This is a genomic window from Stutzerimonas nitrititolerans, from assembly GCF_003696285.1.
GTDB classification, from domain to species: domain Bacteria; phylum Pseudomonadota; class Gammaproteobacteria; order Pseudomonadales; family Pseudomonadaceae; genus Stutzerimonas; species Stutzerimonas nitrititolerans.
Genome location: NZ_RFFL01000002.1, coordinates 46,885 through 69,444, shown reverse-complemented (window position 1 = coordinate 69,444; position 22,560 = coordinate 46,885). Strand labels below are relative to the sequence as shown.

Here is a 22,560-nt window from a genome sequence, read left to right as displayed (position 1 = left end):
GTCGCTCTGCCTGGCCAGTAAGGGGTTGATTTACAACGTATTAGTGTTGGAGCGCCTATGAGAGCAGGTCTGTTTCGTCCTGAAGAGTTCAAGGATAACTGCGGCTTCGGTCTGATTGCCCACATGCAGGGCGAGGCAAGCCATCACCTGCTTCAGACTGCCATTCGATCACTGACCTGCATGACCCACCGCGGCGGCATCAACGCCGATGGTAAGACCGGCGATGGTTGCGGGCTGCTGATGCAGAAGCCGGATGCCTTCCTGCGCGCCATGGCCCGCCAGCACTTCGATGCCGAGCTGCCGGATCTGTACGCGGTGGGCATGGTCTTTCTCAGCCAGGACAGTGCCCAAGCCGATGCCGCCCGCGCGTGCTTCAACGAGCAGATCGCCGCGCAAGGACTGACCCTGGTCGGCTGGCGCGAGGTGCCGGTCGATACCAGCGTGCTGGGTCGCCTGGCGCTGGAGCGGCTGCCGCGCATCGAGCAGGTGTTCGTCAGTGCCGAAGGTCTGTCCGAGCGTGAGTTCGGCACCAAGCTGTTCATGGCACGTCGCCGGACCGAAGTGGCCCTGGCCGAGGACAAGCAGTTCTACGTCTGCAGCTTCTCCGACAAGGACATCATCTACAAAGGCCTGATGATGCCGGCGGACCTGGCGCAGTTCTTCCCGGACCTCAGCGACAAGCGTCTGGCCACCGCCATCTGCGTCTTCCACCAGCGCTTCTCCACCAACACCATGCCGCAATGGCCGCTGGCGCAGCCGTTCCGCTTTCTCGCCCACAACGGCGAGATCAACACCATCACCGGCAACCGCAACTGGGCCCAGGCGCGCCGCCTGAAGTTCGCCAACGAGCAACTGCCGGATCTGCAAAGCCTCGATCCGATGATCAACCGTAGCGGTTCCGACTCGTCGAGCATGGACAACATGCTGGAGCTGTTGGTCACCGGCGGCATGGACCTGTTCCGCAGTCTGCGCATGATCATTCCGCCGGCCTGGCAGAACATGGAAACCATGGACCCGGACCTGCGCGCCTTCTACGAATACAACTCCATGCACATGGAGGCCTGGGACGGTCCGGCTGGTGTGGTGCTCACCGATGGCCGCCACGCGATCTGCCTGCTCGATCGCAACGGCCTGCGTCCGGCGCGCTGGGTCACCACCAAGAACGGCTACATCACTCTGGCCTCGGAAGTCGGCGTCTGGGACTACCAGCCCGAGGATGTCATCGCCAAGGGCCGCGTCGGCCCGGGCCAGATCCTGGCCGTGGATACTCACACCGGGCAGGTGCTGCACACCGACGACATCGATAACCGGCTGAAATCCCAGCACCCCTACAAGAAGTGGCTGCGTCAGTACGCGCTGCGCATCCAGTCGACCCTGGACGACAACGATCATGGCTCGGCCTTCTACGATGCCGACCAGCTCAGACAGTACATGAAGATGTTCCAGGTCACCTTCGAGGAGCGTGACCAGGTGCTGCGCCCGCTGGCCGAGCAGGGCCAGGAGGCGGTGGGCTCCATGGGCGACGATACGCCGATGGCGGTGCTGTCGCGCCGGGTGCGTTCGCCCTACGACTATTTCCGCCAGCAGTTCGCGCAGGTCACCAACCCGCCGATCGACCCGCTGCGCGAAGCCATCGTGATGTCCCTGGAAACCTGCCTGGGCGCCGAGCGCAACGTCTTCGAGGAAACCGCCGATCACGCCAACCGCGCGATCCTCACCACGCCGGTGATTTCCCCGGCGAAGTGGCGGACCATCATGGAACTCGACCGGCCGGGCTTCGAGCGGTTGGTCATCGACCTCAACTACGATGAAGCGCTCGGGCTCGAAGCCGCGGTGCGCAATATCGCCGATCAGGCAGAGGAAGCCGTGCGCGGCGGCAAGGTACTGCTGGTGCTGAGCGACCGCAATATCGCGCCCGGCAAGCTGCCGGTGCATGCCTCGCTGGCGGTGGGGGCGGTGCATCATCGGCTGATCGAGACCGGTCTGCGCTGCGATTGCAACATTCTGGTGGAGACCGCCACCGCGCGCGACCCGCACCATTTCGCGGTGCTGATCGGCTTCGGCGCAACGGCGGTCTATCCCTTCCTCGCCTATGAAGTGCTGAGCGACCTGATCCGTACCGGCGAAGTGCTCGGCGATCTCTACGAAGTGTTCAAGCATTACCGCAAGGGCATCACCAAGGGCCTGCTGAAGATCATCTCGAAGATGGGCATCTCCACCATCACCTCCTATCGCGGTGCACAGCTGTTCGAAGCGGTGGGGCTGGCCGATGAGGTGGTGGAGCTCAGCTTCCGTGGCGTCGCCAGCCGCATCAAGGGTGCGCGTTTCGTCGATCTCGAAGCCGAGCAGCAGGCGCTGGCCGCCGAGGCCTGGAACAACCGCAAGCCGATCCAGCCGGGTGGCCTGCTCAAGTTCGTCTATGGCGGCGAATACCATGCCTACAACCCGGACGTGGTCGGCGCGCTGCAGAAGGCGGTGCAGAGCGGCAATTACGGGCTGTTCAAGGAGTACACGGCGCTGGTCGACCAGCGCCCGGTGTCCATGCTGCGCGATCTGCTCAAGCTGAAGGTGGCCGAGCGGCCGCTGGCGCTGGAGGACGTCGAGCCGCTGGATGCGATTCTCAAACGCTTCGATGCCGCCGGCATTTCCCTCGGCGCGCTGTCGCCCGAAGCTCACGAAGCGATCGCCGAAGCCATGAACCGTATCGGCGGACGTTCCAACTCCGGCGAAGGTGGCGAGGACCCGGCACGCTACGGCACCGCACGCAGCTCGAAGATCAAGCAGGTGGCCACCGGCCGCTTCGGGGTCACGCCGGAATACCTGGTCAACGCCGAAGTGCTGCAGATCAAAGTGGCCCAGGGCGCCAAGCCGGGCGAGGGCGGGCAACTGCCGGGCGGCAAGGTCAACGGCCTGATCGCCAGGCTGCGCTATGCGGTACCGGGCGTGACGCTGATTTCGCCGCCGCCGCACCATGACATCTACTCCATCGAGGATCTGGCGCAGCTGATCTTCGACCTCAAGCAGGTCAACCCCAAGGCGCTGGTATCGGTGAAGCTGGTGGCCGAACCCGGTGTCGGCACCATCGCTGCCGGTGTGGCCAAGGCCTACGCCGACCTGATCACCATCTCCGGTTACGATGGCGGCACCGGTGCCTCGCCGCTGAGCTCGATCCGTTACGCCGGTTCACCTTGGGAACTGGGCCTGGCCGAAACCCACCAGACCCTGCGCGGCAACGACCTGCGCGGCAAGGTCCGGGTGCAGACCGACGGTGGCCTGAAAACCGGCCTCGACGTGGTCAAGGCGGCGATTCTCGGCGCCGAGAGCTTCGGTTTCGGCACCGCGCCGATGATCGCCCTGGGCTGCAAGTACCTGCGCATCTGCCACCTGAACAACTGCGCCACCGGGGTCGCCACCCAGAACGACCAGCTGCGCAAGGATCACTTCATCGGCACCGTGGACATGGTGGTGAATTTCTTCACCTTCGTCGCTGAGGAAACTCGCGAGTGGCTGGCCCGACTCGGTGTGCGCAGCCTGCAGGAGCTGATCGGGCGTACCGACCTGCTGGAAATCCTGCCCGGCGAATCCGCCAAGCAGGCACATCTGGATCTCACGCCCCTGCTGGGCAGCGACCGGATTCCGCTCGACAAGCCGCAGTACTGCCAGGTGGAGAAGAACCCGCCGTTCGATGAGGGTCTGCTGGCGGAGCAGATGGTGAGCCTGGCGCGCGAAGCCATCGACGCCAAGAGCGGCGGCGAATTCGAACTGCAGATCGGCAACTGCGACCGCTCCATCGGCGGTCGCGTGTCCGGTGAGATCGCTCGCGTGCATGGCAACCAGGGCATGAAGGACGCACCCATCACCTTCTGTTTCAAGGGCACTGCTGGGCAGAGCTTCGGTGTCTGGAATGCCGGTGGCCTCCACCTCTATCTGGAAGGCGATGCCAACGATTACGTGGGCAAGGGCATGACCGGCGGCAAGCTGGTGGTCACGCCGCCGAAGGACAGCGTCTTCCGCTCGAAGGATTCGGCGATCATCGGCAATACCTGCCTGTACGGCGCCACCGGCGGCAAGCTGTTCGCCGCCGGCACTGCGGGTGAGCGTTTCGCGGTGCGCAACTCCGGCGCCCATACGGTGGTGGAAGGCACGGGCGACCACTGCTGCGAATACATGACCGGCGGTTTCGTTTGCGTGCTGGGCAAGACCGGGCACAACTTCGGCTCGGGCATGACCGGCGGCTTCGCCTACGTGCTGGACATGGACAACAGCTTCATCGACCGGGTGAACAACGAGCTGGTCAACCTGCAGCGCATCACCGGTGAGGCGATGGAGGCCTACCGCAGCCACCTGCAGGGCGTGCTGCGCGAATACGTGGCCGAGACCGGCAGCGCATGGGGCGCCGAACTGCTGGAAGACCTGGACGACTACCTGCGCCGCTTCTGGCTGGTCAAGCCAAAGGCGGCCAACCTGGCTTCGCTGCTGTCGAGTACCCGCGCGAATCCGCAATAAGAAATTGAGCTGTGAGCTCGAGGCTGAACGCTGGAAGCGGCACGTCTTCTTCCAGCGGAAGGCTTCCGGCTTCGAGTCGCCGATGAGGTTTATGAAATGAGCGAACGTCTGAACAACGACTTCCAGTTCATCGAGGTCGGTCGCAAGGACCCGAAGAAGAAACTCCTGCGCCAGCGCAAGAAGGAATTCGTCGAGATCTACGAACCCTTCAAGCCGCAGCAGGCGTGCGAGCAGGCACACCGCTGCCTGGGGTGCGGCAACCCGTACTGCGAGTGGAAGTGCCCGGTCCACAACTACATTCCCAACTGGCTCAAGCTGGTGTCCGAGGGCAACATCCTCGCCGCCGCCGAGCTGGCCCACCAGACCAACACCCTGCCGGAAGTCTGCGGCCGCGTCTGTCCGCAGGATCGCCTGTGCGAAGGCGCCTGCACCCTGAACGACGGCTTCGGCGCGGTGACCATCGGCTCGGTGGAAAAGTACATCGCCGACACTGCCTTCGCCATGGGCTGGCGGCCGGACATGTCCCAGGTCAAGCCGACCGGCAAGCGCGTCGCCATCATCGGCGCCGGCCCGGCCGGCCTGGGTTGTGCCGACGTGCTGGTACGCAATGGCGTGGCCCCGGTGGTGTTCGACCGCAACCCGGAGATCGGCGGCCTGCTGACCTTCGGCATTCCCGAGTTCAAGCTGGAGAAGAGCGTACTCAGCCGTCGCCGCGAAATCTTCAGCGGCATGGGCATCGAGTTCCGCCTCAATACCGAGGTGGGCAAGGACGTCAGCATCGAGCAACTGCTGGCCGACTACGACGCCGTGTTCATGGGCATGGGCACCTACACCTACATGAAGGGCGGTTTCCCGGGCGAGGATCTGCCGGGCGTGCACGATGCCCTGGATTTCCTCATCGCCAACGTCAACCGCAACCTCGGCTTCGAGAAGTCCGCCGACGACTTCGTCGACATGAAGGGCAAAAAGGTGGTGGTGCTCGGTGGTGGCGACACCGCGATGGACTGCAACCGCACCTCCATCCGCCAGGGTGCCAAGAGCGTGACCTGCGCCTATCGTCGCGATGCGGCGAACATGCCCGGCTCGCGTCGCGAGGTGAAGAATGCCAAGGAAGAGGGGGTGAAGTTCCTCTTCAACCGCCAGCCCATCGCCATCGTCGGCGAAGGCCGGGTAGAAGGCATCAAGGTGGTGGAGACCCGCCTGGGCGAGCCGGATGCAAAGGGTCGTCGCAGCCCCGAGCCGATTCCCGGCTCCGAAGAAGTGATCCCGGCCGATGCGGTGCTGATCGCCTTCGGTTTCCGCCCGAGCCCGGCCGACTGGTTCGCCACGCAGGACATCCAGACCGACGGCCAGGGACGGGTGATCGCGCCGGAAATGGGTACGTTCAAGCACCAGACCAGCAACCCGAAGATCTTCGCCGGCGGCGACATGGTGCGCGGCTCCGATCTGGTGGTCACGGCGATCTTCGAAGGACGCCAGGCGGCGGAAGGCATCCTCGACTATCTGGGCGTCTGATACCGATGGCAGCTTGAATCAGGCACGGCCGGCCGGCGCGGCCTGACATGAATCAAGGCGATCATAAAAGGCACGGCCCCCGCCGTGCCTTTTGTCATGGGCTTTGCGACAATGCTCGGCACTTTTTTGCTGGAACCCAGACATGACTGCCTTGAAGAACGACCGTTTCCTTCGTGCCCTGCTCAAGCAGCCTGTCGACGTCACCCCGGTGTGGATGATGCGGCAGGCCGGGCGTTACCTGCCGGAATACCGCGCCACCCGTGCCAAGGCCGGCGATTTCGTGAGTCTGATGAAGAATCCGGAGTTGGCGTGCGAGGTTACCCTGCAACCGCTGGATCGCTATCCGCAGATCGACGCGGCGATTCTCTTTTCCGACATCCTCACCATCCCCGATGCAATGGGGCAGGGGCTGTACTTCGAGACCGGCGAAGGGCCGCGCTTCCGCAAGCATGTCAGCAGCCTGGCCGACATCGAGGCGCTGCCGATCCCGGACCCGGAGAAGGACCTGGGCTACGTGATGGATGCCGTGCGCACCATCCGCCGCGAGCTCAATGGTCGCGCGCCACTGATCGGCTTCTCCGGTAGCCCCTGGACGCTGGCCACCTACATGGTCGAGGGCGGCTCGTCGAAGGACTTCCGCAAGAGCAAGGCCATGCTCTACAACGACCCCGAGGCCATGCATGCCTTGCTGGACAAGCTGGCGCAGTCGGTGACCAGCTACCTCAACGGTCAGATCCTGGCCGGTGCGCAGGCGGTGCAGATCTTCGACTCCTGGGGCGGCAGCCTCTCTGATGCGGCCTATGGCGAGTTCTCGCTGGCCTATATGAAGAAGATCGTCGATGGGCTGATCCGTGAACATGAAGGGCGCCGCGTGCCGGTGATTCTCTTCACCAAGGGTGGTGGCCTGTGGCTCGAGTCCATGGCCGATGTCGGCGCCGAAGCGCTGGGCCTCGACTGGACCTGCAACATCGGCAGTGCCCGGTCGCGGGTGGGTAGCAAGGTGGCGCTGCAAGGCAACATGGACCCGGCGGTGCTTTATTCCAGCCCCGCAGCGATCCGCGCTGAAGTTGCACGCATCCTCGCGGCCTACGGCCATGGCGCAGGCCATGTGTTCAATCTGGGCCATGGCATCACGCCGGAAGTCGACCCCGAAAACGCCAAGGCTTTCTTCGAGGCGGTGCACGAACTGTCGGCGCAATACCACCGGTAAGCGAACGTAGAAGATGGGGGCTGGAGGCGAGGCTTCCAGCCTCTTTTTTCAGGGCTGCTGATAATGCCCTGGTGTGGTACCCGGCTCATGCTCGTGGACCAGCCGGGTGATGCGGATGTCGGTGATTCCCACGACCTCGGCCTGGCGCAGCAGCTCGGTTTCGTCGGCTTGTGCATCGGGCATGACCAGGCTGTTCTCGGCATCGGCGTTGTGGTGCTCGATCAGGCGCCGGGCCGCCTCGCCTTGCGAAAGGCTTTCCTCGTCCGCTTCGATGATCTGCGCGCGTGGATCGTTCTGAAAGATATAGTTCACTTCGAACTTGTGGGGTGGTCTGTTTCCGAGCATGGCAGTCCTCCAATGGGGTTGGGTACTGCACTGTTGACTCGCAGGTCCAGTTATTCGTTCGAAGCCTTCGGCCTGGCTGGAAGGCCGCCCGACGGTCGGGGTCGGGAATGGACAGGTAACCTCGGCACCGCTGGCGCGGGCCGAGGAGCGGAGCGTTTACTTGACTTTGGCCAGGCTGCCCTTGAGGGCGACGCCCGCGATGACCGCGCCGGCGTGGCATTCGTACTTGCTGCTGTCCTTGTACTCGACGTGCTTGTAGTTGCTGACGATATCCACCACGGCGTTGGCGCCAGCGGCCTTGGCCGCCTTTTCCATGCCGATCAGCGCGGACTGCAGGGCCCAGCTGCAGGCTGCTTCGTCCGTCTTGTTGAAGGCATTGGTCTTCTTGCTGGTGGACACGTCGCTACGGATGATCTTCGCACCCGCCGGGCGCTTGGCGAGGTAGAACTTCACGCTGCCATCCAGCCGACCCGCAGCGGTGGCTTCGGCGACCACTGCATCGAAGGGCAGGTAATGGGTGGTGTCACGCGCCTGACTGATACCGGGCAGGGCGCAAAGCACGAGCGCCGCACCGATCCATGTGGTTTTTTTCATTGTTCATCTCCTTGCGGTGTTTTGAGTAAAACGTTCAGTCGGGCTGCTGAAAGCGTAGGCGAGGCAGCGGAATTACGAGCGTTCCGAGTCTGCTTTTAGCGCAGCATTGCCAACGCAGGTGGTTTTCAACTGCCTGTCAGGACCAACGGCGGAAGATCAGGGAAGTATTGATCCCACCGAAGGCGAAATTGTTGTTCATCACGTACTGGTGCTGCATCGTCCGAGGTGCGCCGACCAGGTAATCCAGGTCGCCACAGCGTGGGTCGATGGCGTCCAGGTTCAGCGTATGGATATAGCGGTCCCGATTCATCATCTCGATGCTGAACCAGGACTCTAGCGCGCCACAGGCACCCAGCGTATGACCGAGATAACTCTTCTGCGAGCTGATCGGCATACACGAGCCGAACAGTGCCTGGGTCGCCTGGGTCTCGGCGATATCGCCCTGTTCGGTGGCGGTGCCATGGCCGTTGACGTAGCCAATGGCTTCCGGCGCGAGGCCGGCATCCTCCAGCGCCAGCTCCATGGCGCGGCGCATGGTCAGCTGCTCCGGCTTGGTCGCGTGGCAGCCGTCGGCATTGCTGCCGAAACCCACCAGTTCGGCATGAATGGTGGCGCCGCGCGCCAGGGCATGCTCCAGTTCCTCGAGCACCAGCATGCCGGCGCCTTCGCCGATCACCAGCCCGTCGCGGCCGCTGTCGTAGGGGCGCGGCGTGGTATGCGGCGCGTCGTTCTTCAGGCTGGTGGCGTAGAGTGCATCGAAGACCATGGCCTCGGTGGCGCACAGCTCCTCGGCACCACCGGCGAGCATCATCGGCAGGCGGCCGAACTTGATCGCCTCGTAGGCGTAGCCGATGCCCTGGCTGCCGCTGGTGCAGGCGCTGGAGGTGGGGATCACCCGGCCGGTAAGGCCGAAGAAGATGCTGATGTTGGCTGCTGTGGTGTGCGGCATCATGCGGATGTAGGAGTTGGCATTCAGCCCGTCGGCCACCGAGTTGAGCAGCATGTTGCCGAACGCCTTGATCTCCTCGGTGCTGCCGGTGGACGAGCCGCAGGCGACGCCCATGCGGCCATCGCGGATGCTGCTGTCGTCGAGCAGGCCGGCATGCTGCAAGGCCTGTTCGGCGGCCTTGACCGACAGACGCGAGACGCGCCCCATGCTGCGCAACTGCTTGCGTGTCCAGTGGGCCGGTACGGCGAAAACGTCCACCGGCCCGGCCAGGCGGGTGTTCAGCTCGCTGAAGCGATCCCACTCGTGCATGCGGCGGATGCCGCTGCGGTTGGCGCTGAAGTTGGCTTCGATGCTGGTCCAGTCGCTGCCCAGCGAGGTAATGCCGGCCATGCCGGTGACGACCACGCGTTTCATCAGCACAGCCCGCCGTTGACGGCCAGCACCTGGCGCGTGATGTAGGCGGCTTCGGTCGACATCAGGAAATTCACCGCAGCGGCCACTTCTTCGGGCGTGCCCATGCGTTGCGCCGGAATCATCTTCAGCATCTCCTCGATCGGCAGGTCTTCATCGAGCATCTCGGTGTCGATCAGCCCCGGCGCGACGCAGTTGACGGTGATCCGGCGCTTGCCCAGTTCCACCGCCAGCGCCTTGGCCGCGCCGATTACCCCGGCCTTCGACGCACTGTAGTTGACCTGGCCGCGATTGCCGATCATGCCCGAAACCGAGGTGATGCAGACGATGCGGCCCGGCTGGCGACGACGGATCATCGGCATGGTCAGCGGCTGCAGGACGTTGTAGAAGCCGTCCAGGTTGGTGCGCAGCACCTGGTCCCAGTCCTCGTCGGTCAGCGCCGGAAAGGCCGCGTCGCGGGTCAGGCCTGCATTGCAGACCACGCCATAGTAAGCGCCGTTGACCTCGACGTCGGCTTCCAGCTGTTCACGGCAGGCGGCGCGATCGGCAATGTCGAATTGCAGGATGCGCGCCTGGCGGCCCAGCGCCTGAATCTCTGTCTGAACGGCTTCGGCTTCATCGCGGCGGGCGCGACAGTGCAGGACGATATCGTAGCCCGCGCGGGCCAGACGCAGCGCGATGGCACGGCCGATACCTCGGCTGGAGCCGGTGACGAGGATGGTTTCACTCATGGGGTTCTTCCAGGTAGCGCGCCACTTCGGGCGGGCGAAACACGTTGAGACGGGCCTCGGCATGGATGCCGGGGCCGTCGAGATGGCATTCGAACACGCCCATGCCGTTGTCGTCCTGCAAGGAGCGCTGGGCGCGAATCCGCAGTTCGCTGCCGAGGGGAAAGTGCTCGACGCTGCACTGGTAGTTGCGCGTGCCGAGCAGGAAGCCCAGTTCGACCGGCAAGCCGGCCTGGCGTGCCTGACAGCCAGCGAAGGCGGCGACGCTCTGGGCCATGATCTCGATGCCGACCCAGGCGGGCAGGCCGCCGTCCGGCAGGCTCAGCAGGCCGGGCCGCACCTTCAGGCAGGTCACCACGGCGTCGTCATCGAACGATTCGACGGCATCCAGCAGGATCATGTCCCCGGCGTGTGGCAAGAGTTCGGCGATCGGCCAGGCAATCACGGTGCATCTCCCAGAATCAGGCTGATGTTGTTGCCACCGAAGGCGAAGGAATTGCTCATCATGCGGCGCGGTGCCGAACGGCTCAGACGCGTGCCGGGGGCGACCAGCTCGAGCGTCGGCAGGGCCGGGTCCTGCTGGCCATCCCACAGGTGCGGCGGCAACAGCTGTTCGGGATTGAACGGCGAGAGGCTCAGCCAGCAGAAGGCCGCTTCCAGTGCGCCGGCGGCGCCCAGGGTATGGCCCGTCATGGGCTTGCTCGACGAGCAGGACACACCGGCGGGAAACAGCGTGCTGACGGCCAGGCTTTCCATCGCGTCGTTGTGCGCGGTGGCGGTGCCGTGCAGGTTGAGGTAGTCCAGCTGCTCGGCGGCGATGTCGGCCTGTCGCAATGCCAGGCGCATCGCCTCGATGGCGCCTTTGCCTTGCGGATCAGGTGCGGAGATGTGATGGGCGTCGGAGCTGGCGCCGGCGCCGAGCAGCGCGATCGGCGCCGGTTCGCGGCTCATCAGAAACAGTGCGGCTGCCTCGCCGATGTTGATGCCGTCGCGGTTGACCGAAAACGGATTGCACAAGCGTTCGCTGGTAGCCTCCAGCGCACTGAAACCCTGCAGGGTCAGGTCGCAGAGAGTGTCCACGCCGCCGCAGATCACCGCGTCGCAAAGCCCGGCATCCAGCAGCCGCCTGGCGCTGAGCAGGGCGCGTGCGCTGGAAGTGCAGGCGGTGGATATGCAGTAGCTGGGGCCGGCCAGCTGCAGCCAGTCGCTGAGGAAACTCGCCGGGGCCGAGAGCTCCTGGTGGCCGTAGTGGTAGTCGTCTGGCAGTTGCCCGTGCTGGATCAGCCCGGCAATGCCCTGGGTGGACTCCTGGATGCCGGTGGTACTGGTGCCCAGCACCACGCCGACACGCCCGGCACCGTAGCGCGCGATGGCCGCGCGGATCTGTGGTTCGATCTCTTGCGCGGCCGCCAGCAGCAGCTGATTGTTGCGCGTCTGGTAGTACAAGTCCTGGAAAGGCAGGGCCGGAAGCTCGCCGGGAACCGCGCCGACCGGCAGCTGACGGCCGGCAACCGGTTGCGGGTACGGCTGCATGCCGCTGGCATCACCGGACAGCAGGCGCGCGGCCACTTCAGCCTTGCCTCGGCCGAGTGCGCAGAGCACGCCGAGCGCGTTCAGGTAGGCGGTCATCGAGGGCTGGCTCCGTCAGGTGCGGCGAGGGGGGCGACACCATAGGACAGTGCCGCGCCGACGTCGAGATCGAAACGCTCGGGCTGGGTGTAACGCACCCGCCAGTGGGTGCCATTGCTCGTCAGCATCGCGCGCTCGGCATCGCGCACGTGCAGTTCCTGCGCCGCGTACAGCCTGTCCAGCTGATCGGCCGGGGTCAGCGCGAACAAAAGTGCGGCGAAGAGCTCGCGCGCCTGGGCATTGGGAGGCAACAGGCCGTCCGCCTGCCAGCGGCCATCGACGAGCAACTGGCGCGCCAGCGGCACGCCGAGGGGGCTCAGCAATGACCAGCGCAGGGCGGCCCCTTCATGCTGGATCACCAGCAGCCGATCCTGCGTTCGCGAGCCGTCACGCTCCTGGATGTGCAGCTGCAAGGGCAATGGCAGCCCCGGCTGTTCGCTGGGCAACGGCAGTCGCTGGGCGCAGCCGCTCAGCAGTACCGTCAGCAGCGGCAACCAGAGCCAGGCGCGACAGGCGCTCATGCGGGGCGGGTCAGCGATCGCCACGGCAGAGTTCGGCCAGTACGCGCAGGCGGCGTCTGGATTCGGCGACATAGGGGTTCTTTTCGTCCCAGGCATAGCCGGCGAGAATCGAGCTGATCATCCGGCGGATCTCCGGCTGGGCGTGTTCGTAGTAGATGACGTCCTGGAAGCTGCAATCGTACCAACCCTCGACGTAAGTCCGGAAGGTATCCACGCCGCGCTTGAGCGGCACGGCGAACTCGGTCTCCCAGTCCACCTGCTCGCCCGACAACTGGCGGTGCAGCACCGCTGCGGCCATGCTCGACGAACGCATGGCGATGGTCACGCCCGAGGAAAACACCGGATCGAGGAATTCGGCGGCATTGCCCAGCAGCGCGAAGCCGGGGCCATGCAGCGACTTGACGTTGGCCGAGTAGCCGCCGATCAGCCGCGCCGGGGTATCCCACTGGGCGTTCTTCAGGATGCGCCGAAGGTTCGGCGCTTCCTGTACGAACTCCTTGAGGCAGGCATCCAGGTCTTCCGGGCGGCCCTCGTAGCGCTCGGCGCTGGCCACCACGCCCAGGGAGCAGCGGCCGTTGCTGAAGGGAATGGTCCAGTACCAGACATCGCGCAGCTCGGGATGGGTGGTGATGAGAATCTTGTTGCGGTCGAACTGCGGGTCGTCGATGCGATCCTCGATGTGAGTGAACACCGCGCGACGTACAGGGAAGCTCGAGGGCGCTTCCAGATCCAGCAGCCGCGGCAGCACTCGGCCATAACCGCTGGCGTCGAGCACGAAGGCCGCTTCGATGTGATATTCGCTGCCGTCGTTGCGGCGGGCGTGCAGGCGCGGGCGGGCGCTGGAGAAATCCGCCGCGATGATTTCCTCTTCATAGCGGATCTCGACACCCTGCAGCTCGGCCTGGTCGGCCAGCAGCTTGTCGAAATCGGCGCGCTGCACCTGGTAGGTGCTGCCGTGGCCCTCGGTGAACTTGTCGCGGAAATCGAATTCTGTGTAGCGCTCGCCCCAGCCGAAGGCCGCGCCGTGCTTGGTCTGGAAAGCGGCCGCCTGGACCGCCTCGAGCATGCCGGCTTCCTCGACGAAATCCAGGCAGTGCGACAGCAGGCTCTCGCCGATGGAAAAGCGCGGGAAGCGCTGGCGCTCGAGGATCAGCACGTCATGGCCCTGACGCTTGAGCAGCGCGCCGGCGATGGCACCGGAAGGGCCGGCACCGATGATCACGACTTCACGTTGTTGTAGATCAAGTTGCGTATCAAGTGGCGCCATGCTGGCTCCTTGCCTTTGGTTGGGGTTGCGATGAGATGGCCCAGGGGGCCAGCAGGAAACTGAACAGCAGGCCGAGGCTCACCGAGAGGCCGAAGTTGCTGACCGCGGGCGTGCTGGACAACGCCAGCAGGCCGAAGGAGAGCCAGGTGGTAGTGGCCGCCAGCAGTGTGCCGACCAGGCTCACCGCGGCGCCACCGACCTGTTCGCGCATCAGGATGGCGTAGTCGACGCCGATGGCGGTGACCAGCAGTAGACCGAACAGGCCGAACAGCGTCAGCGACTGGCCCAGCCAGCCCAGGCAGGCAAGGCTGCCGAGCGCGGCCAGCAGCGGAACGGCCAGGCAGCGCGCCGCGCCCCGCCAGCCGAATGGCAGGCACAGCAGCAACAGGATCAGCGCGGCGGCAATCGCCTTGAGCGTTGCGGCCTGGGTCTTGGTGTCGGCGAACAGGGCGTTCAGTTCGGCGGGGCGGTCGATCAGGCTGACGCCGGCCAGATCTTCGGTCAGCCCGGCCAGCGCGGTGCTGTCCTTGAGGCCTTGCAGGCTGACCAGCCCGGCCACGCTACCGTCCTGCTGGCTGCCCAGCCACAGCGGGCGCCAGGGTTCACCCAGCGGGCCGGCAAGCACCTGCTCCAGGGTTGGGATCGATTGCGCCTGCAAGGTGGCGAGCTCGTTCTCCAGCTGGCCTTTGCTGACGCCGAGCGCCAGCAAAGGTGCGCTTGCCTCCAGCAGGTGCGGCAGGGCGAGTTGCAGGTTTTCCTGGGCGGCCGTGGGGGCGGCGAGCTGGCTGAGGGCCAGGTAACCGCTCAGTTTGCGCTCGGCAACCAGATCGTCGAGACGCGTGGCCAATGCTTCCTGGCTGGCCAGCAGCTCATCGGTGCTGGCGGCGCGGACCAGGAAATACTGGCTGGTGGGCTGGAAGCCGGTGATCTCGCCGATACGCATGGCCTGCTCCTGCAGCGCCGGCGCCCGGCTGACCCATTGGCGCAGATCGTCCTTGAACGACACCTGCAGCAAGCCGCCTGTGCAGAACAGCACGAATACGGCGAGCAGCCAAGGCGTGGGAATGCGCCCGAGCAGCGCCCGGCGCAGCTTCAGCCAGCGCTCGGCCCAACCCAGCGGTGTCGGCCAGGGTTGCAGCGGAGCGCTGAGCAGCCAGGGCAGCAGGCAGGTGGCGCAGGCGAAGGCGCCGGCCAGCCCGGCAGCCGAGAACACCGCCACCTGGCTCAGCGCCGGAAACGGCGTGAAGGCCATCGCCAGATAACCGATGACGTTGGTGGCCAGCGCCAGGAACAGCCCGGGAAGCGTAAGGCGCAGCGCGCGATGGCTGTGCCAGGGCTGCAGGGTCCAGCTTTTCGACAGGTAGTGCAGCGGAAAATCGATGCTCACCCCTACCAGGCTGGCGCCGAGCACCAGGGTCAGCACATGGATCTGGCCGAACAGCGCGATGCACGCCGCGGCGCCGCTGAGCGCGCCCACCGCGACCGGCAGCGCCACCAGCAGTACGCGCGGCGTGCGGAACAGCAGGTGCAGCAGGCCGAGGCTGGCAATCAGCGAAATGCTGCCGATCAGACTGGCTTCCTCGCGCGCCTGGCGTTGGCCGTGGGCGGCATACAGCAGCCCGCCCGCGGCCAGCAGCTCGCCCTGGCTGGCGTTGGCGCGGTCTCGCAGTTCAGTCACCAGGCGCTCTACCTGCAGGGGCAGGCTGTCGTCGAAGGCATCGCCATGGGTGCGTGCGTGGATCACGGCCCAGCGCTGCCCCTGGTACTCGGCAGTCAGATGTCCATCCAGCCCGGCCTGGACATTGCCCGGTTGCAGCAGTTGCCGCTGCGCCAGATCGGCGATACCGAACCAGTCCTGCTCCACCGGCACCAGCGCGTTGCCCTCGAAGGGGTTGTACAGGCGTTGCAGGCGTTGCTGGATGAAGGCCTCCGGCCCGGCGATCAGGGCCTCGCGACTGGCTGCGTCGAGGAGCGCAAGGCGATGCTCGAGCAATTGCCGGCGCAGCGCGGGCAGGTCGGCATCGACGGAGCGCCGAACCTGGGCGAACAGGCCGCTGGCCTGCAGCGTGTCGGTGATTTCGCTGGCCAGTGCGTCGGCCTGGACGTCATCGGCATGGCGTACCAGCAGCATCAGGTCGTGATTCAGCGGCTCCTGCATGCGTGTTTCGGCCAATTGCTCCAGCTCGCCCGGCGTGCCGCTGGGCAGCAGCTGCAACAGGTTGGCGCTGACGGGCGGGCCGTCGCGCCATTGCCAGGCGGTGAGCCCCACCAGGCCCAGCAGGGCAAGGAGAAACAACGCGGGAATCCAGCGGGGCAGGCGCAGTGCGGCCTCAGTGGGTGAAGTCATGCTGCTCGACCGCACTCAACTGATCATCGACCTCTGTGCTTTCCAGCAGCAGCAGGGTGCTGTCGCCCTGGGTCTCCAGCAGCTCGATGCGCCGGGCCGTGGCGCCCCCCTGGATGTGAATGGCGCTGAAGATCTGCTGCAGCAGCTTCGAGCGCGGAGTCAGCGTCAGCGTCCAGTCTTCGGCGGTGCCGAGCAGATCCAGCTGAAAGTCCCGTTGCAGCGCTTCGGCATCCCCGCCGAGCACGGCCAGGAAGAGTTGGTTCTGCCGCGCGGCCGCGGGCTGCTGGTCTGTCGACTCCCAGCCGCTGGGGGTGCGCTGGGCGATACCCGAACCGCTGATGCGGTAATCCTGCTGCAGAGGCTGCTGAAGCGACCAGAGCAAGCCATGCTCACGGGCCAGGACGAACTGGCCGCGGCTGACCAGTGGCAGGGGCAGGGCGCGCAGGTGCTTTTGCTGGACGAACTGCCCGCGGATCACGGCCGGCTCGCGCAACTGCTGGCTCAACTGGGCCAGATCGAAGGCCTGGGCACCGGCCGCCATCGTCAGCGTCAGGCACAGTGTCAGGAACGTCCGTGCGGCAAGGTTACGGATCATGCCAGCGCCCGTTCGACGGCTTCGACGAAGACCTTCGGCGAGGCCAACTGCATCTCGCGGCTGGCGATCTCCACCGCCACCTGCACGCTGGTGCCACGGGTCATGCGCTCGCCGGTCTCGGCATCGTTGATCAGGTAGTTGATCTTCAGGCGGTTCTCCCATTCGATCAGGTCGGCGCGCACGATGATGCGCTGGTTGAAACGTGCGCCGCGCATGTAGCGCAGCTGCACGTCGATCACCGGCCAGGCGTAGCCGGCGTCGCGCATCTGCTGGTAGTTGTGGCCGATGCGGTCGAGCAGCGCGCAGCGGGCCACCTCGAAATACTTGATGTAGTGGCCGTGCCAGACCACGTCCATCGAATCGACGTCGAAGAAGGGCACCAGGACCTCGACTTCCGCCTGCAGTACGCCGCTCTTACGCATAAAGCCCCCAATGTCGATCACGGATACGTTGCAGGCACAGGCGCAGCTCGCCCTCCAGCGCCCGGTCCTCGATCAGCGGCGGGAAGTCCTCGCCCAGCTCGGCATGCATCTCGCGCAGCGGCGCGGGCAACGGCCGCGCCTGTTCGTCACGCTGGCGCAGCCAGACGCCCTGGTTAGCCGCGATCAGCGTGGCCGCGGCCACCTGCTCGGTCAGCTCCAGGCTGCGCAGCGCGTCGCGGGCGGCGATGGTGCCCATGCTGACCTTGTCCTGGTTGTGGCATTCGGTGGAGCGCGAGAAGACGCTGGCCGGCATGGTGTTCTTCAGAGCCTCGGCGGTCCAGGCGCTGGCGCCGATCTGCACCGCCTTGAAGCCGTGGTTGATCATCGCGGTGGCTGCCGGCGCGCCGGAAAGGTTGCTCGGCAGGCCATGGTTGTAGCGGGTATCGACCAGCAGCGCGAGCTGGCGGTCGAGCAGGTCGGCGACGTTGCCCACCAGGTTCTTCAGGCTGTCCATGGCGAAGGCGATGTGGCCGCCATAGAAATGCCCGCCGTGCAGCACGCGCTCGTTTTCCGCATCGATGATGGGGTTGTCGTTGGCGCTGTTCAGTTCGGTCTCGATGAACTGGCGCAGCAGCCCCAGGCTGTCCGCCAGCACGCCGAGCACATGGGGTGCGCAGCGAATGGAGTAGCGGTCCTGCAGGCGATGCAGCGGCGCGGTCGGCGCATCGATCGCCAGGTCCTGGCGAATCCAGGCGGCGACCTGGTTCTGCCCAGCGTGGGGCTTGGCGGCGAACAGGCGTTCGTCGAAATGCTCGGGGTTGCCTTCCAGCGCCACCACGTTGAGCGCGGTGATACGCGTGGCCAGCTTGAGCAGGTAATCGGCGCGGGCATAGGCCAGGCAGGCCAGGCCGGTCATCACCGCGGTGCCGTTCATCAGCGCCAGGGCTTCCTTGGGCCGCAGGGTCAGCGGCGTCCAGCCCAGCTGGCGGTGCACTTCGGCGGCGCTGCGACGCTCGCCCTGGTACATCACCTCGCGTTCGCCGGTCAGCGTCGCGGCCACATAGGACAGCGGCGTCAGGTCGCCGCTGGCGCCGACCGAGCCTTCTTCGGGAATCAGCGGCAGGATGTCGTGCTCGAGAAAGGCCTGCATGCGCTCGAGCAGCTCGATGCGCACGCCCGAAACGCCGTGGGTCAGCGAGCGCAGCCGCGCGGCGAGCACGGCGCGGGTCGCTTCGGCATCCAGCAGCTTGCCCAGGCCGCAGCCGTGGAAGGTGAACAGGTGTTGCGGCAGCGCCTCGACCTGCGACAGCGGCACCGCCACCACGCAGGAGTCGCCGTAGCCGGTGGTCACACCGTAGATCACCCCTTCGCGGTCGAGCAGGGTGTCGAGGAACTGGGCGCCACGGGCAATGCGCTGGCGAAAGCCGTCGTCGGCCTGCAGGCGTGTCGGTGCGCGGCGTTCGGCCACGGCCAGCACGTCCTCGATGCTCAGTTGGTTCTCGCCAAAGATCACGGATTCAGGTGCGGCGTCGTTCATGTGCGTTCCAGAAAGGGTAGAAGTTGAACCATTGCAGCGGTGCCTCCAGGCAACGCGCCGCCAGCTGATCGGCGTAGCGCTGCACGCACTGCTGCACGATCGCATCGCGCTCGCTGCGGCGCCAGCGAATGCGCTCGGCGAAGGGGTGCAGGTGGATCCGGTAGCGTTCGCCGTGTTTCAGACAGAACAGCAGGTTGACCGGGCATTCCAGCAGCCCGGCCAGCAGCCAGGGCCCTTGTGGAAAGGCGGCCGGCTGGCCGAGGAAATCCGCTGTGGCGGTACGTGCGCCATGCAGCGGAACGCGGTCGCCGGCGATGGCCAGCCACTCACCGTCCTCGAGGCGCCGGGACAGCTCCAGCATGATCGCCGGGTCCAGCTCGCTGACCTGGATCAGGCGCAAGTTGCTCGCGCCGGATTCGTCCAGCAGGCGATTGAAGCGCTCGGCGTGGCGGGTGTGCACGAGGATGTTCATTCGTGCCTTGCCGCCGATCTCGGCCAGCGCACGACAGACCTCCAGGTTGCCCAAGTGCGCGCCCACCAGCATCTGCCCGCGCTGGCCGCCGGCCCAGATCTGCGGGCGGATGCCGTGGGGGTCGTCCACTTCGAGCTGACTCGGGTCGATGCGCCCGTTCCAGACGTCGATCTTGTCCAGCAGGGCGTCGGCGAAGGCCATGAATTGCCGATAGACCGAGCGCGCGCTGGGCGCCAGCTCGCCACGTCCGCTCCAGTTGGCCAGGTGACGCTGGTAGGTCCGGATGCTTTCGCGAGCGCTGCGCCCGAACAGATAGAAATACAGCACGATCAGGTACAGCAGCGGCGTGATGGCTCGCCGCCCGAGCAGCCGCAGTGCCCACGCCGTGAACTTCATCAGGGCGAAACTGCCCCGCTCGCGTTGCGCGGCCCAGTGCAGGTTGCGTTGCGCCTGGCTCATCCCTGCCACCGTCGCCAGAGCAGCGCGGGTGCACGCAGCAGCATGCCGCCGAACAGCCGGGCATGCATGCCCGAGATCAGCAGGTTGTCGCGCCACAGGCGAAAGTGCGAGACGCCGTCGGCCGGATAATGCACCCGCGTGGGCAGCCAGACCATTGGCTGCGCCCTCCAGTGCAGGCGCACCAGGATCTCGGTGTCGAAATCCATCCGCGAACCGAGCGATGCCGAGTCGATCAGCGCCAATGTCGGCGCCAGCGGGTAGACGCGAAAGCCGCACATGGAATCGCGGATCGAGGTCGACAGGGTATTGATCCAGACCCACACGTGGGTCAGGTAGCGACCGTAGAGACGGCCCTTGGGCACGCTGTCGTCGTATTGCGGATAACCGCAGATCACCGCCTCGGGCGCCTGGCTGGCGCGATTGAGGAACAGGTCGACGCGGCTCAGTTCGTGCTGGCCGTCGGCGTCCACCTGCAGGGCATGACTGAAGCCCAGGCGCGCGGCTTCGCGCAGGCCGCTGATGACTGCGGCGCCCTTGCCCTGGTTGTGGGTGTGGCGATGCAGGTGGACCGCAGGGTGTTCGGCCAGTCGATCGAGCACCGCCGCGGCTGTGGCGGACGAGCCATCGTCCACCAGCACGCAGGGCAGGTCTTCGGCCTGCAGCGCGGCGACGACGGCCGGCAGGGTCCGCTCATGGTTGTAGACCGGTATCACCGCGCAGGGCTTGAACCAGTCTTCCTCCGCGGCGGTGCTGGCGAGCGGCAGCGCCTCGGTACGGGGCGACGAGGGGCAGGCGGTCATGCCGACGCTCCCAGCAGAATGCGCCCGGATGAGCAGGGCGCATCGCCGTTGCGGTAGCTGAAGTGCAGTTTGCTGCGCTGGGCGTCGAAGCGCAGCGTCAGTTGCAGGCGATCACCGGGACGCGCCAGCTGCTGGAACTTCAATACCTCCATGCCCTGGAAACGTGGCGGCAGGTTCTCGATCAGCTGGCGCGCCAGGCTGATTGCCCAGTCGATCTGGACCACGCCGGGCAGCACCGGGGTCTGCGGGAAGTGCCCGCTGAAGTGGGCCAGGTCCACCGGTACGCCCAGCTCCAGGTGCCATTGATCGTCTTCCTGGCGCTCGCCCAATCGTTCCGGCGTCAGACAGCGCGGCGTACGCAGCAGCGCTTCGAGTTGCGCTTGCGGCAGTTTGCCCTGGGCGTTACAGGGCATTTGCCGCACCAGCCGCCAGCGTCGTGGCAGGGCCAGGGCTTCGCAGTATTGCGCCAAGTGCTTGCGCAGCGCCTGGGTCAGGGCGCGGCGGCCCTGGTTGCGCAGGGCATGCAGGCCGGCATCGCTGAGAGCGACCAGCGCGGCGAGAAAGGCGCGATTGTCCTCGATGACGCTCAGCCGCGCTTCGCTGACGAAGGGGTGTTCGCTCAAGGCGCTTTCCAGCATCGGCAGGGAAATGCGCTTTTCTTCCAGCTTGACGATGCGGTCGAGCCGGCCCAGCAGTTCGAAGCGGCCATCGGCCTGGATCCGCGCGGCATCGGCAGTCTGTTCCACGTGGTCCGGCGGCAGGCAGGGCGAGGCGATGCGCAGCGCGCCCTGTTCGTCCTGGCTCAGTTCGACACCAACGAAAGGCTGCCAGAGGCTGCCGCCCTGGCGCCAGGCGATGCCACCGGTTTCCGAGCTGCCGTAGATTTCCGTGGGCGCCTGGTCCAGCCGTTGCTGCAGTTGCTGCGCGGCTTCTGCGGGCAACGGTCCGCCCGAGGAAAACACCCGGCGCACCCGGCTCAGCGCCGGCCAGTCGAGGTTGTCGCCCATGCGCTTGAGCAGTGCAGGGCTGGCGACCAGGCAGAAGTCGGCATGCTCGCGGCTGGCCAGCTGAATGTCTTCAGGAAAGGGCAATGCCTTGCGCAACAGCGGACGCCCCGCGCACAGCGGCCAGAGCACGCGGAACAGTAGCCCGTAGATATGCTGCGCCGCCACGCTACCGATGATGCAGGCCTGGCCCAGCTCCGCGCCCCACTGGTCTTCAAGCACTTCGACTTCGTTGGCCAGCTGGCGCAGACGCTTCTCGATCAGCTTGGGCTCGCCACTGGAACCGGAGGTACAGAGCAACAGGCGGCACTGGTCGAGATCCAGCGGCGCGGCAGGCAGCGCCTCGCCCAGCAGTTCCGCCAGCGCGCTGTCGCCGGCCTCATCGGTCAGCCAGAGATCCGCCTGGTCAGCCAGGCGCTGGCGGGTGGCGGGTTGCAAATCGGCCGGCAACAGCACCGTGACTCCGGCACGCCAGGCGCCCAGCAGGGCGATGGCCAGCTCGCCGGCATCTTCCAGATGCAGCGCCAACCGGGTGATGTTGCGGCTGCGCAGCCCGCCGGCCAGGCGCAGTGCTTGTTGCCGCAGCGCTTCGTGTTCGAGCGCCGGGCACAATGCCACCGGCCGCGAGGCCGGTGTTTGCTCGAGTAACTGGTCCAGCGCAATCCAGTTCATGTACGGCTCCTGATTCGCTGGCGTACCAGCCATTCACCGGCAAACAGCAGGCCCATCAGCAGATAGGCGATCAGGCCGGTGTAAAGCGTCCACCATGCCAGCGGTGCCCAGAGGGCCAGCGCGGCGGCAACGGCGGCGTTGAAAGTGAAGAACCCCACCCACAGCCAGGTCACCTGGCGTGTGTAGCGCACGGCGGCCGGCGGCAGCTCGGGTTCGGTCAGGCGTGCCAGCCGCTCGACCATCGGCATGCCGGACAGCAGGCTGCTGCCGAACAAGCCCAGCAGAGCCAGGCTGATCAGCACCGGGTACCAGCGCAGCAGCGTGCCGCTGTCGGCCAGGCCGAGCAGCAGGCAGAACGCCAGGGCGAAGACGCCGATCGTCCGCTCGAGGGGCGAAGGTCGGCCGCCGAGCAGGCGAGCCAGCCAGAGGGTGCCCAGCAGCACGGCGAACATGCGTGGCGTCAGGTGCCCCATGCCCAGGTAGACGACAAAGGGGTACAACAACCCAACCACCACCAGGCCAAGGCCGATCAGCCGGGCGGCGCCCGCTTTGCGTGCTTGCATCAGTTGCTTCCGGG

The 22,560-nt window shown here is 66.0% G+C and carries 19 protein-coding genes; 3 read left to right on the top strand and 16 right to left on the bottom strand.

The annotated features are described in order from the left end of the window. The first annotated feature begins 57 nt into the window (after positions 1-57). The 3 genes from gltB to hemE all read left to right on the top strand — a co-directional run bounded on the left by gltB (position 58) and on the right by hemE (position 7,231). The gene (gltB, locus tag EA795_RS02475) at positions 58-4,506 is read left to right on the top strand and encodes a glutamate synthase large subunit (protein ID WP_122075374.1); all 4,449 of its coding nucleotides are present in this window, start codon (positions 58-60) and stop codon (positions 4,504-4,506) included. A gap of 96 nt (positions 4,507-4,602) precedes the next feature. After that, positions 4,603-6,021, top strand: a complete 1,419-nt coding sequence (locus tag EA795_RS02470) for an FAD-dependent oxidoreductase (RefSeq protein WP_058074019.1) — start codon at positions 4,603-4,605, stop codon at positions 6,019-6,021. 142 nt (positions 6,022-6,163) lie between these two features. Further along, positions 6,164-7,231 (top strand): uroporphyrinogen decarboxylase, encoded by a 1,068-nt coding sequence (gene hemE / locus EA795_RS02465; protein WP_115027411.1) that lies wholly within the window; start codon positions 6,164-6,166, stop codon positions 7,229-7,231. A 48-nt stretch (positions 7,232-7,279) separates the two neighbouring features. On the opposite strand, the gene EA795_RS02460 is transcribed toward hemE, so the two are convergent. The 16 genes from EA795_RS02460 to EA795_RS02385 form a co-directional block, all read right to left on the bottom strand. Beyond that, complete coding sequence (locus tag EA795_RS02460; protein ID WP_122075372.1) at positions 7,280-7,576, bottom strand: hypothetical protein; 297 nt, start codon at positions 7,574-7,576, stop codon at positions 7,280-7,282. 156 nt (positions 7,577-7,732) lie between these two features. Next, on the bottom strand, positions 7,733-8,170 hold the full coding sequence (locus EA795_RS02455; protein WP_014851445.1) for a hypothetical protein: 438 nt from the start codon (positions 8,168-8,170) through the stop codon (positions 7,733-7,735). A gap of 136 nt (positions 8,171-8,306) precedes the next feature. Then, positions 8,307-9,533 carry a beta-ketoacyl-ACP synthase gene (locus EA795_RS02450; protein ID WP_122075370.1) on the bottom strand — a complete coding sequence of 409 codons (1,227 nt, stop codon included), beginning with the start codon at positions 9,531-9,533 and terminating at the stop codon, positions 8,307-8,309. Next, entirely contained in the window at positions 9,533-10,261 is a 729-nt protein-coding gene (fabG, locus tag EA795_RS02445) for a 3-oxoacyl-ACP reductase FabG (RefSeq protein WP_122075368.1), read from the bottom strand. Before fabG ends, EA795_RS02450 begins: the two co-directional genes overlap by 1 nt. Next, positions 10,254-10,703 carry a hotdog family protein gene (locus EA795_RS02440; protein ID WP_122075366.1) on the bottom strand — a complete coding sequence of 150 codons (450 nt, stop codon included), beginning with the start codon at positions 10,701-10,703 and terminating at the stop codon, positions 10,254-10,256. Before EA795_RS02440 ends, fabG begins: the two co-directional genes overlap by 8 nt. Beyond that, the gene (locus tag EA795_RS02435) at positions 10,700-11,887 is read right to left on the bottom strand and encodes a beta-ketoacyl-[acyl-carrier-protein] synthase family protein (protein WP_122075364.1); all 1,188 of its coding nucleotides are present in this window, start codon (positions 11,885-11,887) and stop codon (positions 10,700-10,702) included. Before EA795_RS02435 ends, EA795_RS02440 begins: the two co-directional genes overlap by 4 nt. Beyond that, positions 11,884-12,408: a DUF3261 domain-containing protein gene (locus EA795_RS02430; RefSeq protein WP_170162208.1), complete on the bottom strand. Its 525-nt coding sequence runs from the start codon at positions 12,406-12,408 to the stop codon at positions 11,884-11,886. The genes EA795_RS02435 and EA795_RS02430 overlap by 4 nt, the downstream gene beginning before the upstream one ends. A 10-nt stretch (positions 12,409-12,418) precedes the next feature. Further along, positions 12,419-13,675, bottom strand: a complete 1,257-nt coding sequence (locus tag EA795_RS02425) for an NAD(P)/FAD-dependent oxidoreductase (RefSeq protein WP_122075360.1) — start codon at positions 13,673-13,675, stop codon at positions 12,419-12,421. Next, the gene (locus EA795_RS02420) at positions 13,662-16,022 is read right to left on the bottom strand and encodes an MMPL family transporter (RefSeq protein WP_122075358.1); all 2,361 of its coding nucleotides are present in this window, start codon (positions 16,020-16,022) and stop codon (positions 13,662-13,664) included. The genes EA795_RS02425 and EA795_RS02420 overlap by 14 nt, the downstream gene beginning before the upstream one ends. After that, positions 16,006-16,617 carry an outer membrane lipoprotein carrier protein LolA gene (locus EA795_RS02415; RefSeq protein ID WP_122075356.1) on the bottom strand — a complete coding sequence of 204 codons (612 nt, stop codon included), beginning with the start codon at positions 16,615-16,617 and terminating at the stop codon, positions 16,006-16,008. Before EA795_RS02415 ends, EA795_RS02420 begins: the two co-directional genes overlap by 17 nt. Beyond that, positions 16,614-17,039 carry an acyl-CoA thioesterase gene (locus tag EA795_RS02410; RefSeq protein WP_122075354.1) on the bottom strand — a complete coding sequence of 142 codons (426 nt, stop codon included), beginning with the start codon at positions 17,037-17,039 and terminating at the stop codon, positions 16,614-16,616. Before EA795_RS02410 ends, EA795_RS02415 begins: the two co-directional genes overlap by 4 nt. Beyond that, positions 17,032-18,576, bottom strand: a complete 1,545-nt coding sequence (locus tag EA795_RS02405; RefSeq protein WP_122075352.1) for an HAL/PAL/TAL family ammonia-lyase — start codon at positions 18,574-18,576, stop codon at positions 17,032-17,034. The genes EA795_RS02410 and EA795_RS02405 overlap by 8 nt, the downstream gene beginning before the upstream one ends. Then, positions 18,557-19,507 (bottom strand): lysophospholipid acyltransferase family protein, encoded by a 951-nt coding sequence (locus EA795_RS02400; protein WP_122075350.1) that lies wholly within the window; start codon positions 19,505-19,507, stop codon positions 18,557-18,559. Before EA795_RS02400 ends, EA795_RS02405 begins: the two co-directional genes overlap by 20 nt. Next, entirely contained in the window at positions 19,504-20,307 is an 804-nt protein-coding gene (locus EA795_RS02395; protein WP_240644979.1) for a glycosyltransferase family 2 protein, read from the bottom strand. Before EA795_RS02395 ends, EA795_RS02400 begins: the two co-directional genes overlap by 4 nt. Beyond that, positions 20,304-21,983 carry an acyl-CoA synthetase family protein gene (locus EA795_RS02390; RefSeq protein ID WP_122075348.1) on the bottom strand — a complete coding sequence of 560 codons (1,680 nt, stop codon included), beginning with the start codon at positions 21,981-21,983 and terminating at the stop codon, positions 20,304-20,306. Before EA795_RS02390 ends, EA795_RS02395 begins: the two co-directional genes overlap by 4 nt. Next, the gene (locus EA795_RS02385) at positions 21,980-22,546 is read right to left on the bottom strand and encodes a COG4648 family protein (protein ID WP_122075346.1); all 567 of its coding nucleotides are present in this window, start codon (positions 22,544-22,546) and stop codon (positions 21,980-21,982) included. Before EA795_RS02385 ends, EA795_RS02390 begins: the two co-directional genes overlap by 4 nt. Positions 22,547-22,560 lie beyond the last annotated feature (14 nt).